Origin of the sequence: Bizionia argentinensis JUB59, assembly GCF_000224335.1 — a bacterium.
In the GTDB taxonomy this organism is placed as follows: Bacteria; Bacteroidota; Bacteroidia; order Flavobacteriales; family Flavobacteriaceae; genus Algorimicrobium; species Algorimicrobium argentinense.
On record NZ_AFXZ01000002.1, the window covers coordinates 31,537 to 46,371 of the forward strand.

Sequence of the window (14,835 nt, forward strand, 5' to 3'; positions counted from 1 at the left end):
TCACTATTAAATGAAAAATAAAGACACTTAGGTGGGAAGAATAATGAATGAAATAGTAGTATTAATAGCAACAAAAAATCGCTCCAAATTATTAGAAACAAGATCTTTGAAATCGGTATTAAATCAATCTTCAATTATAAAAGAAGTAATTGTTATTGATGATTCTGATAAAAATCACATTAGAGAGTACGAAAGAATAGTTAATGAACTTAACGAGTCAATAAAATCAACTTATCTTGTAAATCAAAGAACTTTAGGCTTTTGTGATGCCGCAAATACAGGTATTAATTATGTTCTTAAAAACTACCTAACCCAAGAAATGTTTATATTGGACTACCTAAAAAAAATGGGGCTAATTTATATTAGGTAGTCCAGTTTTAGAAACGCCACTTTTATAGATAGTAAAATTTTGGGTATTGATTTTTCAAGCTGTAATAAATTCATGTTTTCTTTTAAATTCGATAATTGTATAATGGATTACTCAACGTTTTTTGGTGCAAAGTTTAAAAAGACGCATTTTATAAAATGTTCACTAAAGGAAGTGGATTTTTCTGAATCGAACCTATCTGCCGCAGTTTTTAAAAATACAGACTTGATGGGAGCTCGGTTTTCAAAGACAAATTTGGAAAAAACAGACTTTAGAAGCGCTAAAAACTTTGCTATTGATCCTGAACTTAACATGCTCAAAAAAGCAAAATTTTCAGCATTACAATTGGAAGGTTTATTACATAAGTATCAATTGGATATTGAATAAGTTCAAAAAGAACGATCAACGATTAATACACAATAGCGCTATTTGATTTGAAAATATTGAAAACTCTAAAGAAATTTTTAGCTTAAAACATGGTGTAAAGTGTCGTTGTAATTACGCCTTTCTCATCACTTAAAACAAGCGATAATAATTCTTCTTCGGCAACTGGTTTAAAGATAAAAGGCGGGGCCAATACATTTAAGCCACTTTGTTTTTTTAGTCTAATGCCTTGTCCTGAAATAATATCTATGTTGGGTTTGAAATCGCCTGTAGGCAAATGTTCAGTTAAAATAACATATTTAAAAACCGTTAGCTTATTAAGTACACTTTGCACTTCGGCGTTCGATATATGCTGTAAAACTTGTCTTAATAAAGCACAGTCGCCATTTGGCAAATTATCCGCGGCAATATTCAAACACTGGAACTCTAAATTCCCTGCTTTAAATTTTTCTTTGTTACGCGTTATAAGGTCTGGAACTATGTCTACGGCGATATATTGTTTGGTATGTTGTACCAATTCTTTTCCTATATTAAAATCGCCACAACCTAAATCGCAAAGAGTAATTGGGTTCCTGAAAGACATTAAAAATGTTGATACAGCTTCAATATATGGCTTTACTAATCCCGAATTATGTGACCCATTACCTGAATAAAAATCGGATTGATTATCACCCCAAAGTTTCAATTTATAAACTTGTTCCATAGCATCTTTTGTTGGCCAAGGTTTCTTTATCTTTTTAGGATCATTGTCTTTATTCTTCATTTACATTTAATTATTTAGTATCGGTAATTAATGTATTTTCAAAAGTATTTTATGGATATCGAAATTACTCAAAACGGAATCAATTGACGTATGTTTTTATCTATAAAACATTAGAAACTTTTAACCTCAATTCAATAGGTATGAGCCATACCATCGTATAATTGGATGTTTTGATTGATTAAAATACACCATTTATCAGATAAGGTTTGTGCATTAAGTAATAGAAAATAGCTTTTTAGCCAAACAACCAAATTTTGAAAGTATCTCGCCTTTCTCCAATAAATATTGAACAAATTGTTCTTATTCTCATGAAAATTTGGTTAATATTGACAAAATTTATGATTTAATTAGAGAAATATTTTCCAATTTTTTTTTATTCAGAAGTTCCTTGTAAACATATTAAATTTCGTTCCACTAAAATTAAATAAAAAGAAAATAATTTTTTAGTTTTCGTCATGAACACAAAATAAGCCACCATAATCAGGTTTATTTCAAAAAAGTGACGATTCATTTAACTGGCAATAAACTAATAAACCATTAATTAATAGCAACAAATATGATATCCTACTCAATAACTGAAATCAACAACCTTTTAAAAGGTGAAATAATAGGAGATACCAACCAAAAAATAGAAGGTCCCGAGGAATTACAGAAAGCAAACAGCAATCAAATTACATTCATTGGAAGTAATAAGTATGCAAAATATTGGCAAGATTCAAAAGCTAGTACTGCTCTTGTAAATTATAATTTGAATATTGAGCCTGGCGAGAATCGCGCTTTTATTAAAGTTAAAAATGTCGATTTAGCTATGGCAGAAATATTGGAATTGTTTAAACTGTCAACACCTGTTTTCGATATAGATATTCATCCAACGGCCGTGATACATGAAACCGCTAAAATAGGAAATGGCTGTAAAATTGGCCCAAACTGTTATGTAGGGAAAGATGTCGAACTAGGTAATGATGTGATATTATATCCAAATGTTTGTGTATTTGATGAGACAATCATCGGTAATAACACGATTGTTTGGTCGGGAACTATTATTCGTGAGCGATGTATAATTGGGAGTCACTGTATCTTTCATACCAATGTAAGTATTGGGGCTGATGGATTTGGATATAGACCAAGTGCCGATGGTCGAGGTTTAGTAAAAATACCTCAAATAGGTAATGTTATTATTGGAGACTACGTTGAAATAGGAGCCAACTCCTGTGTTGATAGAGCAAAATTTAGTTCTACAATAATTGGTGATGGTTGTAAAATTGACAATCTGGTTCAAATAGCTCATAACAGTGTTATGGGGCGCTCTTGTATTATGGCTGGACATAGCGGGCTTGCAGGGTCGGTAACTTTAGGTGATGGCGTTGTAATTGGCGGAAGCGCATCAATTAAAGATCATACCACTATACATTCTGGTGCGACAGTTGGAGCGGGATCTGGAGTTATGAGCGATGTGGAAGCGGGGAAAACTGTATTAGGTTACCCAGCACAAGATGCCAGAGACATGCTAAAACAATGGGTTGCAGTAAAGCGCTTTGTTAAAGCCAATAGCTGAGCAAAAAAACAATAATTGATAGTTTTGAAAGAGAATTGAAACGATATTTTAGCTTTTTTTTAAAATATATAGAGTGAACAAAACTAAACCACTTCCGATTGAGGTGGTTTTTTGTTTTAATAAAATTGACGTAAAAATAATTTAGGAAATAAATGATAAATGCTTATTAGACCTATATATAATGTTGGTTATATTAATGTATAAACGAGAGTTTTACTTACAGTTTAAATCTAGCAAGAACGTGATTATTAAACTTTATAAAACGAAACTGGGCTAATTTGCTCCTCACTTTAGTAATTTTGCAAGATGGTTATAATAATTGGCGCTGGCTTATCAGGACTCTTAACGGCTTATCGGTTAAAAAAAGAAGGAATACCTTTTAAAATTCTAGAAGCAAGAAATAGAGTAGGTGGAAGAATAAATACAGTATATGGAACAAATAATACACCGGTTGAAATGGGGGCTACTTGGTTTCAAAGTCCTCATAAAAATCTTTTAGCACTTTTAGACGAATTAAGTATTGAATACTTTACGCAATACATGGATGGTTCTGTATTTTATCAACCTACTGCAAGTGCGCCAGTACAATTGGTGCAAATCCCTAGTCAATCTCCGAGTTATAGAATTTCGGGTGGAACATCCAATCTTATCAGTACGTTGTATAAGCAATTAGATGAAACCGATGTTTTGCTTAATCAGAGGGTCAAAGAAATAAAATTCCGCAAAAATGGTGTTCAATTAGTTGCGGAAAAGATATTTGATTGTGATTCTGTAGTCCTAGCAATTCCACCAAAATTATGGAGTAAAAAAATCTTGTTTATGCCGGAGTTACCACTTAATTTAATGGAGACAGCGCAACAAACACATACATGGATGGAAGATTCCATAAAAGTAGCTATGACTTTTAATATACCTTTTTGGAAACACGAAAATTTATCTGGCGCCTTATTTAGCAATGCAGGACCTATAACAGAGTTGTATGATCATTGCAATCACGAAAACTCTAAATTCGCGCTCTGTGGCTTTATAAGCGCTTCATTAAAGGATCTGTCTTTCGAAGAGAGACGCAGCCGTGTCATTAATCAGTTAATAAATGCTTATGGCGAAAAAGCTGGCAACTTTTTAGATTATGAAGATTGCGTTTGGGGCCAAGAAGAAAATACATTCGAAGCTTCGGACAAGTTTATATTCCCGCATCAAAATAATGGAAATCCCATTTTCAGTAAATCGTTTTATGACAATAAAATGTTTATTTCTAGTGCCGAATCCGCTTTAGAATTCCCTGGATATATGGATGGCGCTGTGTTTTCAGGGAATGAAACCGCTAAAAAAATAGCTGCTAAATATAAATAGAGAATAAGCAGAAGGATTAACTTTATTTTCAAGATTTACTGTAAATAATTATTTCTATATCCTTAAAAATTTTTATCTTATCAACTAATGTGGTGCGTTTGAAGTAATTTGAACCTAATTTTTTATCCAAACGTAATTAAATACAACTTTATAATCACCTGTAATACAATATGATACTTAAGTTTTTATCTAAATCTCTCTTTTTATTTTTAACCTTTATACTCTTTAATAATTCTGTTTTGGCGCAAACTGAATCAGTTGAACAGCCAACAGGAACCTTACGAGTCGGGGTTGCTGGTAGTGAACCGTTCGTTTTTGGAGAATCTGATTCCGGAATATCTGTCGAAATTTGGGATAAAATTGCAAAGAAGAAATCCTGGAGCTACGAATACATAGCCTTTGAAACTGTAGATGAAGCAACGCGCGCTTTAAATAGAGGTGATGTCGATTTAGTAGTTGGCCCCGTTAGCATTACAGCCAAACGTTTGGAAACCATGCGGTTTTCGCAACCTTTTTATAATTCGAGTATCTCTATTATCTCCAAACAAGGTGATAATAGTCTGTGGTCGAAAATTAAACCACTTTTTAGTATCAAATTATTATTAGCAGTCTTCGTCTTTTTAGTCATTTTGGCAATTGTTGGAACCTTTCTTTGGTTAGCGGAACGCAAAAAATCACCAGACCAGTTTCCACATGATCCACTTCATGGTATTGGAACAGGGATGTGGTTAGCCATCGTAACTATGAGTACAACGGGTTATGGCGATAAAGCTCCTATAACTTTAGCGGGTAGAATTATAGCAGGATCATGGATGATTATTTCCATTATTTTCGCCACATCTATGGTTGCAGGAATTGCTAGTACTTTAACCTTATCGAATATTGGATCGACAACTATTTCCAATTTCGAGCAATTATCTAATAGAAAAGCTGCCACGATTTTAGGTTCTCCAGCAGAGAATTTTTTGCGAAAAGCCAAAGCAAAAGTTGTTAGTGTTAATAATTTAGAAGAGGCTATTGAAAAGCTGGAAAATGGAGATGTAGACGCCGTCGTTTACGATCGTCCACAGTTATTGTACTTTTTAAAAGAAAACGACAAAGACAACTTGTATATTAGTAAAGCGGAATATTACAAGCAGGGTTATGGATTTGCATTTAACTTTAACTCGCAGCTTATTTTAGATGTTAATAGAACTTTATTGGAGTTAGCTGAAAATCAAATTACGGAAGAAATTATTCATACTTATATTCAGAAGGATGAGTAGTTAAAATAAACTAAGGAATTTAGTTTATTAGCACAATTTGAGAGTTTTCAATCCAAACCTATTTTAAATGTATCGATTTTAATAATCCATATTGAGTTTTAAAGCAAATCACACTACGACAAATTGTTATCGTGAATGTTTAAAAATAATAACCAATATTTCACAAATGCCTTATCAGAAATGGTAAGCAGTTTTAAGGAAAGAATAAAAATGCTATTTGTATATTGCTTAATCATTTATACTTTTCACTATGTTGCGATTTTTTAATTATGCACTTTTAAGTTTTGTTTGTTTGGTGTCTTGTAAAGAATCGACAGACCACGTTAAATATCATGCCGAAAATTGGAATAAGAGAAGCATCGACATAAATCTTAAGGATTCTCTAGAGTCGGGGAAGACATATTTGTCTATTTATTCGCAAATCTATAGCATGTCCCAACACAAAACCCATAATTTAACAGCCATGGCTAGTTTACGGAACACGAGTGACACTGATACTATATACGTATTAAGTGCTAAATATTATGATGCACACGGCAAGCTAATCCGAACGTATTTTGATAAATCCATTTATTTAGCACCAATGGAAACTACCGAAATTATTATTGGAGAATTGGATATAGAAGGTGGAACAGGATCTAACTTTATTTTCGAATGGAAAAAACATAAAGATGCATCAGAACCGTTATTTGAAGGAATTATGAATTCTACTTTAGGTCAGCAGGGGTTGTCATTTACCACAACTGGCAAACGTATTAATTAAGCAGGAATCTTATAAATTGAATAAATTAATCTACAATAAGGCATTCACTCCTAAATTTATGTATTTCATTTACTAAAATCAACAAATTTCATCATAATGACTAGCAGATAATCTATAATTTAAAAGTCAGAAAATTAAAAAATTTTAAATAGGAGTAGAGCAATTAGAATTGATTTAGAAGTCTATAATTAATCTATATTATAACAGATGAGGCTCGGTTTAAGCCCTTTTTAAGCGATTTGCTCCGAATTATTGACAAATTCAGTATCTAGCTTCTAATTTCTATTATAGCTCCTGAATTCTCTCTAAAAGGCTTATTTCAACTTTGGCTTTAGGAAATCTAATTCATTAGTTTTAATAACATATCCCAGGCGTACCATACTTGAAAATTGATCATAATCAATTAGACTTTCACCATGACCTGCATACCACTCTAACATGAAATATTGATTTTTTGAATTGAACGGATTGTAATATAATCGAGATCTTATTGAACCTTGTAAATCCCATTTCATTCCTCTTTTTACACTTGCTTCAAATATAAGTTTATTAGGTATAAAATCATGAGAAACCGTGACTTCTGCAATGCCTATATATTCTATTAAGTCAGGATTATCTTCTTTATAGCCAAAAGGTGCCCATAGCTCTGCAGTTATAAGTGTTTTTGGGTTTATGGCTGTAGAATATTTTAAATTTATACTATTCACACTTCTAGAAAAAATGCTATCTCTACCATTAGAGTTATGATTAAACATCAGTGTTGCTAAACCTTTTACATGGTTATTTTTATTATAAATAAACTTTGCCAATCCTATAGTAGGGTTGTAATTTATTTCTTGAAATGGACTGGAAAATTCATAAATGTTCCAGAATGCCTTTTGTGTGTACGTAATAAAAAGATAGGTTTCCCATGGTAGTGCATCACGAGTAACCATCTGCTTAAAGCTAACTTGATATTTAACGTCTGCCGTTTCCGATTTAATATCTTTATTGGTAGGTATTCCTGTAATAAAATAGTTGTCCTTATGTATGGAAAAGGAAGGTATATCTTGAATGCCTTTTTTAACCTCCTCTTGAGTCTGGGTTTGAGCGTGAAGGTTTGAACAAGAAAGGTAAGTTACTAGTAAAAGAACAATTAATAAAGGGTGTTTCATGATGAATTTATATAAAGCTCTAGCTTCTTAAGTATTGATTATCTATAAAATTTATTTAATGCCCAAAAACAAAAAAACCCCACTATTACTAGTGAAGTCTTGTGTGAGCCCGACAGGATTCGAACCTGTGACCGCCTCCTTAGAAGGGAGGTGCTCTATCCAGCTGAGCTACGAGCCCGTAACTCTATGTAATTTGTCGGGGTGGCAGGATTCGAACCTGCGACCTCCGCGTCCCAAACGCGGCGCGATAACCGGGCTACGCTACACCCCGATACTTTTTTTTCTTTGTGAAATTAATCTCGTACAAGTCGAGAAGATACACTCCGAAAAACGGTTATCTAAAAAATTGCGGAGAGACAGGGATTCGAACCCTGGGTACCCTTTTGGGGTACGACGATTTAGCAAACCGCTCCTTTCGGCCACTCAGGCACCTCTCCAATATTTATAAGAACATTCCTTGAAATGCGGTTGCAAATGTAAGTATCATTTATAAAGAACGCAACTATTTCTGAAACTATTTTATGTGAAAATCATTGTTTTTATTTCTTGCCAAATTTTTATATCAATAACAGCTTATTAGTGAGTTGATAAGAGGTTTTTAGCATGCTGATAGGAAATACTATTAAAATCATCAATAACCAAATTCGCCAACTCATAATTCTGGTTTTTGGAATGAAAACTCTTATAACCGACACAAAATATACCTGCAGCATGGGCGGCTTTTATTCCGTTTGTGGAATCTTCAATCACCAAACAATGCTCTTTTTTATAACCGGATGTTTCAGCTGCCTTCAAAAATATTTCAGGATGTGGTTTGGATGCTTTTAAATCTGCACCACTTAATTTCGCTTTAAAATATTGGTCTAATTCAAAACGATTAAAAACACTTTCAATAGTTTGCATGGATGCCGAAGAAGCCAAAATAAGTGTCACATTATTCTTATGATAATCTTGGATAAGCTCTAAAACACCATCAATAAGTTTTAAGCTTTCATCAGAAACAAATAAGCCTTTAAATATATTACGCTTAATCTGTACTAATTCTTCAGGTGCATTTTTTAATTCAAAATGACTACAGAGCTGTCTACAAACATTTATGGTAGATTGACCAGTGAATGATTGATAATGCTGCTCGCTTACATCTAAATTAAGCGCGTTAAACATGCCGTAGTAGGCTTTATAATGTAATGGCTCGGTATCTACAATTACACCGTCCATATCAAATAATACTGCTTTTAACATTGTTTTTTATTTTATAATTTAGCTTGTAAAACTTTTAAATGTTTTCTTACAAATAATTGCTATCCGTTCGTTCTGAATATTAGTCACAAAAAATATATAAGTCTCGCCACCATCGGCTATTTTTAATTTCTTGCGAATGCTTGCTACCGACTCTGGGAAATTTCGCGTGGTAATATTAGCTTTAGGTATTCCTAGTTTCTTAAATACTTTTTTACTGTATGCCGCAATTTCGATAATTTCAAAAGATCGTCCTGGAAAACCGATTAACGCCATGCTTGTATAAAGATGGGTATGCTGATGTAATTTATCAATTTTTAATTCTTTCGATAATAGATTAAAAGCTCCCGATTTTAAAATAGCCGCATTAGGTTCGTACAAAAATTTTTGCGGTAAACTATAAGTAGCTTGCGCTAAAGATTCTTCGTTTAAATTAAAATTGAAAACTTGGTCGTTGTCCTTATCTAAATTAATGGTTTTTATTGCAATGGAACCATTATAATCTTTTTCTAAAACCCACAATAATTCTTTAACCTCATTGTTAAGCGCAACTATGTGAATTGCTTTTACAGCTTCTAACTCCTGAATACCTGATGATATATCTAACAATGGCGATGTTTTAATCAGTATATTATTAGTATGCCTAAATAAGCTATTTAAATGCTTTGGAACATTTGGCAAACAGTCTGATAAGAAAAAAACTTTTCCTTTACTGTCATGACGTCGGGACGGATCTATATAAACCCAATCATAATTTGTTTTCCCATTAATTAAATATGAAATGCCATCATCCAAAACCGTTTGGATATTATGGACTTCTAATTGCTTAAAATTATGTGAAACGATTGCAGATAAATCTGAATTTATCTCACAATGAACAACCTGTTTAAAGTTTTTAGAAAAATAAAAACTATCGACGCCAAAACCACCAGTGACATCTAAAATAGTAGCACCAAAGACTATAGAAGCTTTATATTTCGCCGTTATTTCTGAAGAAGTTTGCTCAATATTTAGCTTGTTGGGATAATATATTAAAGGTGTTTTAAACCAAGTTGGTAGTTTGTTTCTGCAGCGTTCTTTAGCTTCAATTTGTTCCACCAGCGCCTTTATGGTTACAGATTCTGCTGGGCTTTTACCAAATAATAACTGCGTGCTATCAGTATTTAAATGCGCATCAATAAAATCTTGATTTTCGGTATGTAGAATAGCTGAATTCACCAATACTTATATATTCTTCGTTAAACTCTGAACGATTTTATTATCCGATAGAAATTCTTTCAGAATAACCTTTATCGCTGTGTAAGCCGGAATGGCCACAACCATTCCCACAATGCCAAATAATAGGCCCGCAATAATAATAACTAAAAATATTTCCAGTGGATGTGACTTAACACTTCTTGAGAAAATGATTGGTTGACTGAAAAAATTATCTATTAACTGTCCAACAGAAATCACGATAAGGACATATAAGGTTTCAGGTAGTATAACGTCGCTAAAACTAGCGTCTAAATTGCTAGTCATGGTTAATAATATCATAATTAAGCCGCCAATAACAGGTCCTAAATAAGGAATTAGGTTAATTAAAGCGCACAGAAAAGCAATAACTACGGCATTTTGAACACCAACAATTAATAATCCCGTGGTGTAAATAACAAAAAGTACTGTAATTTGAAAAACTAGACCAACAAAATAGCGGGAAAGTAAATTTTTAATTTTGTCAATCGATTTTTTAACGCGATTAATTTTATTATCAGGAATTAGTGCCAATAAGCTGTTTTCAAAAAGTTTGCTGTCTTTTAGAAAGAAAAATGAAATAAATAACACCGAAAAAAGACCAATACTAAAACTCCCAAGACCACTAAAGATGGCGTTTAAAAGCTCTGGAATAAGTGCGAAATTAATAGTTGAAAATAAACCAGATTCTTTTAAAGTTTCTTGTACATGAAGATCATTCATATTAAAATGTGAAGCAGCCTGATTGTATAAATTCTGGATAGAACCTTGCAGCGAATCAATATTTAAAAGTGATAAGTTTTGTCCTTGCTCTACAAGAAGAGGAATAAATAGTCCCACCAAACCAGCTATGAAGCCTAGCAATATTACCATAGTAACAGCAACAGCAACGAGGTTGTTAAATTTTAAACGATCTCTTAAAAACCTTACAATTGGTCGGCCTGTTAATGAAATTACCACCGAAATGGCGATATAAACAATAACAGATTGAATTTTGAATATAAAATATAGCAGAATTGCTATACCTAAAGCAATAGCAAGTGCTCTTAAAATACCGTTTGAAAGTTCTTTAGAATTCATGCGGCAAATATACTGATTGAATTAGAAATGGCTTCTAATTATTTCTGAAGAAGTTGTTTAGTCATTTCATAAAGACAAATATTGGTAGCCTGTACGACATTCATGCTGCTATTTTGTCCATACATATTAATATGAATAACGGCATCTGCTAATTCTAAAATAGTTTCTGAAATCCCGAAATTCTCGGCACCCACAATTAAAGCGATGGGTTGATTTATTGGAAAAACGATCTTATTAATTGACTGACTTTCTTCGGTTATTTCTAGCGCAACCATATAATAGCCCGAAGCTTTTATAGCGGTAACGGTTTCTAATATGTTCTCGTTAAATTCATGAGAAACATATTTTTCCGTAGCGCGTGATGTTTTAGCCGATTTTCTGCCAAACTCCATATCACTTCCACAGAAAATTAATTTTTCAATTCCAAAAGCATCCGCTGTTCTAAAAATACTACCAATATTGGGTGCATTCGTAATATTATCGCAAACTATAGTAATAGGGAAGGTGTGGGGTGTAAATTTGGTCGTGTAATGAGTTAATTGCATAATTATGGCTAGTTTTCAAAAACGTATTTTATAATATTAGCGCCCATTTTCAAAGCTTTTTCACGCACTTCTGGTGGATCGTTATGTACAACTTCGTCTTCCCATCCATTGCCCAAATCGCTTTCATATGTAAATAATAAAACCAGTCTGCTCTTATGGAAAATACCAAAGGCTTGCGGACGCAAACCGTCGTGTTCATGAATTTTAGGTAAGCCTTCTGGGAATTTATAAACGTTATTAAAAATAGGGTGGGTTGCAGGTAATTCTACCATTTCTGAATTTGGAAACACACTTTTTAAAGCTTCCGTAAGATAAGGTTTCATTCCGTAATTATCATCAATATGTAAAAAGCCACCTGAAAGAAGATAGTTTCTTAAATTTTCAGAATCTTCTTCGTCAAAATATACATTCCCATGGCCCGTCATATGAATAAATGGGTATTGAAAAATATCAATACTTCCAGTTTCAACTGTTTCGGGTTTTTCGTTTATTTTAGTATTGATATTTGTATTACAAAAACGAATAAGATTGGGAAGAGAAGTAGGGTTGCTATACCAATCACCTCCCCCTTTGTATTTTAAAACGGCAATTTCTTGTGCGTAAAAAGTACAGCTAATTAGAAGTGAAAGAAACGTAAAAATGTACTTCATGGTTATTCATTAATAAAAGCGACGCTGTGGCAAGCAACAATTGCTGCGGTTTCAGTTCGCAATCTGGTTTCACCCAAAGTTACAGGAATAAACTTGTTTTTAATGGCACTTTCTATCTCTTTAACACTGAAATCGCCTTCTGGACCTATTAAAATTGTAACAGACGTTTTAGATTTAATGCAGTCTTTTAATGATTTTTTATCCTGTTCTTCACAGTGTGCAATTAAGGTTTGTCCTTCAAAATCGCGTTTAATAAATTCAGAAAAAGGAATCGCATCATTCAGTGTTGGTAAGTAGGATTGTAAAGATTGTTTCATAGCCGACTGGACAATTTTTTCAAAACGATCCAACTTAATAACTTTACGTTCACTATGATCGCAAATAATGGGCGTAATAGTGGTAATTCCAATTTCGGTAGCTTTTTCTAAAAACCACTCAAAACGATCGTTCATTTTTGTTGGCGCCACCGCTATGTGTAAATTGTAATCAAATGGTTTTTGCTGTTCTTTTTCAACGATTTTCGCCTCGCATTTTTTAATCGCATCCATAGTTATTTCAGCTGTAAAAAGCCAGCCTTTTCCATTGGTGATTTGGAGTAAATCGCCCACGCTCTTTCGAAGCACTTTTATAATATGTCGGCTTTCCTCTTTATCAAAAGTGAAACTTTCGGTTGCTTCAGAAATATGCGGATTGTAAAACAGCTGCATAGTTATTTTTTTTCGACTATTTTAATGACCTTAATTTCTTTAATTTCTTTTGGTTCATGTGAATTTAATACTAAATAATACCAGGACTTTTCTTTAAGTTCAAAAGCAAATAAATCGCGTTGACTAGTAGGTACATTAATAATCACTTTTTCCAAATCAGGATGTATGCTTCCTTGGGAAAACCAACCAGTATCACCGTTTCTACTAGCATTATTATCCATGGAGTACTCCTTGGCTAACTTACTAAACGGAATGCCGTTTTTATATTTTTTGGTAATGACTTTAATTAATTCTTCGGCAGCTTTAGCTTCTATTTTATTTCCATCAATAAAAATATAACTGGCACGATAATGCATAGTTTTAAAACGATCGACCACTTTATATCGGGTTTTTTCAAATTGTCCATCAACGGTTGCATAACCATTGCTAAATAAATCACGTGCTAATCCAGATTTGTGATTATCTTCATTAAATGTAATAAACGTATTGCCTTTTTTAGGATTGGCTGTTAAATATATTTCAGCCTCTTCCAAATTGGTAATAGTTTCAAAATCAGGTATTACAGATTCTTGAGCGTTTAGAGCGCTGGTAACAAAAAATAGAACAAAAAGTAGTTTATGCATAACTTGGGGGTTAGTTTAGAAGACAAAACAACAAAAAATATATTTGGTGTAGATTAAAATAAAGGAAATAAATTATTAACTAGCTTTATTAAATTTTTAATCGAGGTGAAGCGCTAATAGTTTGTTCGCTAAAATGTCCTTCTAAATATTTTAGATAGCCTACAATAGCAATCATGGCGGCATTATCTGTAGTGTATTCAAATTTAGGGACGTAGGTGGTCCAGCCAAATTTTTGTTCACCATCTTTTAATGCTTGTCGAATTCCTGTATTTGCCGAAACGCCACCGCCAATAGCAATATGAGTAATACCAGTTTCTTTGGTCGCTAATTTCAATTTATCAATTAAAATCCCGATAATCGTATATTGAATAGAAGCACAGATATCATTAATGTTTTCTTCAATAAAATTAGGATTTACCTTTGTTTCACGCTGAATAAAGTATAAAATGCCAGTTTTTAGTCCAGAGAAACTGAAATTAAGTCCACCTACTTTCGGTTTAGTAAATTTAAACGCTTTCGGATTTCCTAATTTAGCGCGCCTGTCAATTTCAGGACCCGCAGGATACCCTAATCCTAAAATTTTTCCACTTTTATCAAAAGCTTCACCAACAGCATCATCAATTGTTTCCCCAATGACTTCTAAATCGAAATAACTAGAAACCTTTACAATTTGCGTGTGACCACCAGAAATTGTCATCGCTAAAAAAGGGAAAGGTGGTTTCACAAAATCAGCTTCTTCAATAAAATGAGCTAGAATATGCGCTTGCATGTGATTTACATCAATTAAAGGAATATCCAATCCATAAGCTAATGATTTGGCAAAGGAGGTTCCCACTAAAAGTGAGCCCATTAAACCTGGACCTCTAGTAAAGGCTACCGCATGCAATTGATTTTTGCTAATACCTGCTTTTTTTAAAGCTTGATCTACAACAGGAACAATGTTTTGCTGGTGCGCTCTAGACGCCAATTCGGGAACTACGCCACCATATTCTTCATGTATTTTCTGACTCGCCACAATATTGCTTAAAATACGACCGTTTAACATCACGGAAGCCGCCGTATCATCGCAAGAAGACTCAATTCCTAATATGTAAATTTTTTCTGTAGTCATTTCTAATATTTGGGCATAATAATTGTTAATTTTGACACCAAAG

The 14,835-nt window shown here is 33.1% G+C and carries 16 protein-coding genes and 3 tRNA genes; 6 read left to right on the forward strand and 13 right to left on the reverse strand.

Annotated features, from left to right (window positions below):
• The first annotated feature begins 43 nt into the window (after positions 1-43).
• Both BZARG_RS00265 and BZARG_RS00270 read left to right on the forward strand, forming a co-directional pair.
• Positions 44-370: a glycosyltransferase family 2 protein gene (locus tag BZARG_RS00265; protein ID WP_040287854.1), complete on the forward strand. Its 327-nt coding sequence runs from the start codon at positions 44-46 to the stop codon at positions 368-370.
• Positions 371-472: 102 nt separating this feature from the next.
• Entirely contained in the window at positions 473-754 is a 282-nt protein-coding gene (locus tag BZARG_RS00270) for a pentapeptide repeat-containing protein (RefSeq protein WP_237702550.1), read from the forward strand.
• An 82-nt stretch (positions 755-836) separates the two neighbouring features.
• Here the strand turns inward: BZARG_RS00270 and BZARG_RS00275 are convergent, their stop codons facing one another.
• The gene (locus tag BZARG_RS00275; protein ID WP_008634707.1) at positions 837-1,514 is read right to left on the reverse strand and encodes a class I SAM-dependent methyltransferase; all 678 of its coding nucleotides are present in this window, start codon (positions 1,512-1,514) and stop codon (positions 837-839) included.
• A 556-nt stretch (positions 1,515-2,070) separates the two neighbouring features.
• Here BZARG_RS00275 and lpxD point away from each other — a divergent pair.
• From lpxD to BZARG_RS00295, 4 genes are all read left to right on the forward strand, one after another.
• A complete protein-coding gene (lpxD, locus tag BZARG_RS00280) occupies positions 2,071-3,069 on the forward strand; it encodes a UDP-3-O-(3-hydroxymyristoyl)glucosamine N-acyltransferase (protein ID WP_008634481.1) in 999 nt (332 codons plus the stop codon).
• Positions 3,070-3,375: 306 nt separating this feature from the next.
• Positions 3,376-4,422, forward strand: coding sequence for a flavin monoamine oxidase family protein (locus BZARG_RS00285; protein ID WP_008634653.1), 1,047 nt, complete (start codon positions 3,376-3,378; stop codon positions 4,420-4,422).
• 170 nt (positions 4,423-4,592) lie between these two features.
• Positions 4,593-5,687, forward strand: coding sequence for a transporter substrate-binding domain-containing protein (locus BZARG_RS00290; RefSeq protein WP_008634302.1), 1,095 nt, complete (start codon positions 4,593-4,595; stop codon positions 5,685-5,687).
• Between the two features lie 250 nt (positions 5,688-5,937).
• Positions 5,938-6,450 carry a DUF3124 domain-containing protein gene (locus BZARG_RS00295; RefSeq protein WP_040287855.1) on the forward strand — a complete coding sequence of 171 codons (513 nt, stop codon included), beginning with the start codon at positions 5,938-5,940 and terminating at the stop codon, positions 6,448-6,450.
• A 314-nt stretch (positions 6,451-6,764) separates the two neighbouring features.
• Here BZARG_RS00295 and BZARG_RS00300 read toward each other — a convergent pair whose 3' ends face one another.
• The 12 genes from BZARG_RS00300 to tsaD all read right to left on the reverse strand — a co-directional run bounded on the left by BZARG_RS00300 (position 6,765) and on the right by tsaD (position 14,792).
• A complete protein-coding gene (locus tag BZARG_RS00300; protein WP_008634327.1) occupies positions 6,765-7,604 on the reverse strand; it encodes a phospholipase A in 840 nt (279 codons plus the stop codon).
• A gap of 104 nt (positions 7,605-7,708) precedes the next feature.
• Positions 7,709-7,782, reverse strand: a tRNA-Arg gene (locus BZARG_RS00305).
• Between the two features lie 18 nt (positions 7,783-7,800).
• A tRNA-Pro gene (locus BZARG_RS00310) sits at positions 7,801-7,875 on the reverse strand.
• A gap of 78 nt (positions 7,876-7,953) precedes the next feature.
• Positions 7,954-8,041: transfer RNA gene (locus BZARG_RS00315), tRNA-Ser, on the reverse strand.
• 139 nt (positions 8,042-8,180) lie between these two features.
• A complete protein-coding gene (locus BZARG_RS00320) occupies positions 8,181-8,846 on the reverse strand; it encodes an HAD family hydrolase (RefSeq protein WP_008634750.1) in 666 nt (221 codons plus the stop codon).
• Positions 8,847-8,864: 18 nt separating this feature from the next.
• Positions 8,865-10,064, reverse strand: coding sequence for a THUMP-like domain-containing protein (locus BZARG_RS00325; RefSeq protein WP_008634430.1), 1,200 nt, complete (start codon positions 10,062-10,064; stop codon positions 8,865-8,867).
• Between the two features lie 3 nt (positions 10,065-10,067).
• Entirely contained in the window at positions 10,068-11,156 is a 1,089-nt protein-coding gene (locus tag BZARG_RS00330) for an AI-2E family transporter (protein WP_008634192.1), read from the reverse strand.
• Positions 11,157-11,194: 38 nt separating this feature from the next.
• Positions 11,195-11,701, reverse strand: coding sequence for a TrmH family RNA methyltransferase (locus BZARG_RS00335; protein ID WP_008634633.1), 507 nt, complete (start codon positions 11,699-11,701; stop codon positions 11,195-11,197).
• Positions 11,702-11,709: 8 nt separating this feature from the next.
• Complete coding sequence (locus BZARG_RS00340) at positions 11,710-12,351, reverse strand: DUF4159 domain-containing protein (protein ID WP_008634534.1); 642 nt, start codon at positions 12,349-12,351, stop codon at positions 11,710-11,712.
• Positions 12,352-12,353: 2 nt separating this feature from the next.
• The gene (locus BZARG_RS00345; protein WP_008634441.1) at positions 12,354-13,058 is read right to left on the reverse strand and encodes a 16S rRNA (uracil(1498)-N(3))-methyltransferase; all 705 of its coding nucleotides are present in this window, start codon (positions 13,056-13,058) and stop codon (positions 12,354-12,356) included.
• A gap of 2 nt (positions 13,059-13,060) precedes the next feature.
• The gene (locus BZARG_RS15130; protein ID WP_008634236.1) at positions 13,061-13,681 is read right to left on the reverse strand and encodes a peptidylprolyl isomerase; all 621 of its coding nucleotides are present in this window, start codon (positions 13,679-13,681) and stop codon (positions 13,061-13,063) included.
• A gap of 88 nt (positions 13,682-13,769) precedes the next feature.
• Positions 13,770-14,792: a tRNA (adenosine(37)-N6)-threonylcarbamoyltransferase complex transferase subunit TsaD gene (gene tsaD, locus BZARG_RS00355; protein ID WP_008634426.1), complete on the reverse strand. Its 1,023-nt coding sequence runs from the start codon at positions 14,790-14,792 to the stop codon at positions 13,770-13,772.
• Between the last annotated feature and the right edge of the window lie 43 nt (positions 14,793-14,835).

Coding starts and splice junctions, on each gene's coding strand:
- BZARG_RS00295 (WP_040287855.1), top strand. CDS start 5,938: ATGTTGCGATTTTTTAATTATGCACTTTTAAGTTTTGTTTGTTTGGTG.
- lpxD (WP_008634481.1), top strand. CDS start 2,071: ATGATATCCTACTCAATAACTGAAATCAACAACCTTTTAAAAGGTGAA.
- tsaD (WP_008634426.1), bottom strand. CDS start 14,792: ATGACTACAGAAAAAATTTACATATTAGGAATTGAGTCTTCTTGCGAT.
- BZARG_RS00345 (WP_008634441.1), bottom strand. CDS start 13,058: ATGCAGCTGTTTTACAATCCGCATATTTCTGAAGCAACCGAAAGTTTC.
- BZARG_RS00275 (WP_008634707.1), bottom strand. CDS start 1,514: ATGAAGAATAAAGACAATGATCCTAAAAAGATAAAGAAACCTTGGCCA.
- BZARG_RS00285 (WP_008634653.1), top strand. CDS start 3,376: ATGGTTATAATAATTGGCGCTGGCTTATCAGGACTCTTAACGGCTTAT.
- BZARG_RS00340 (WP_008634534.1), bottom strand. CDS start 12,351: ATGAAGTACATTTTTACGTTTCTTTCACTTCTAATTAGCTGTACTTTT.
- BZARG_RS00320 (WP_008634750.1), bottom strand. CDS start 8,846: ATGTTAAAAGCAGTATTATTTGATATGGACGGTGTAATTGTAGATACC.
- BZARG_RS00265 (WP_040287854.1), top strand. CDS start 44: ATGAATGAAATAGTAGTATTAATAGCAACAAAAAATCGCTCCAAATTA.
- BZARG_RS00290 (WP_008634302.1), top strand. CDS start 4,593: ATGATACTTAAGTTTTTATCTAAATCTCTCTTTTTATTTTTAACCTTT.
- BZARG_RS00335 (WP_008634633.1), bottom strand. CDS start 11,701: ATGCAATTAACTCATTACACGACCAAATTTACACCCCACACCTTCCCT.
- BZARG_RS00330 (WP_008634192.1), bottom strand. CDS start 11,156: ATGAATTCTAAAGAACTTTCAAACGGTATTTTAAGAGCACTTGCTATT.
- BZARG_RS00300 (WP_008634327.1), bottom strand. CDS start 7,604: ATGAAACACCCTTTATTAATTGTTCTTTTACTAGTAACTTACCTTTCT.
- BZARG_RS15130 (WP_008634236.1), bottom strand. CDS start 13,681: ATGCATAAACTACTTTTTGTTCTATTTTTTGTTACCAGCGCTCTAAAC.
- BZARG_RS00270 (WP_237702550.1), top strand. CDS start 473: ATGGATTACTCAACGTTTTTTGGTGCAAAGTTTAAAAAGACGCATTTT.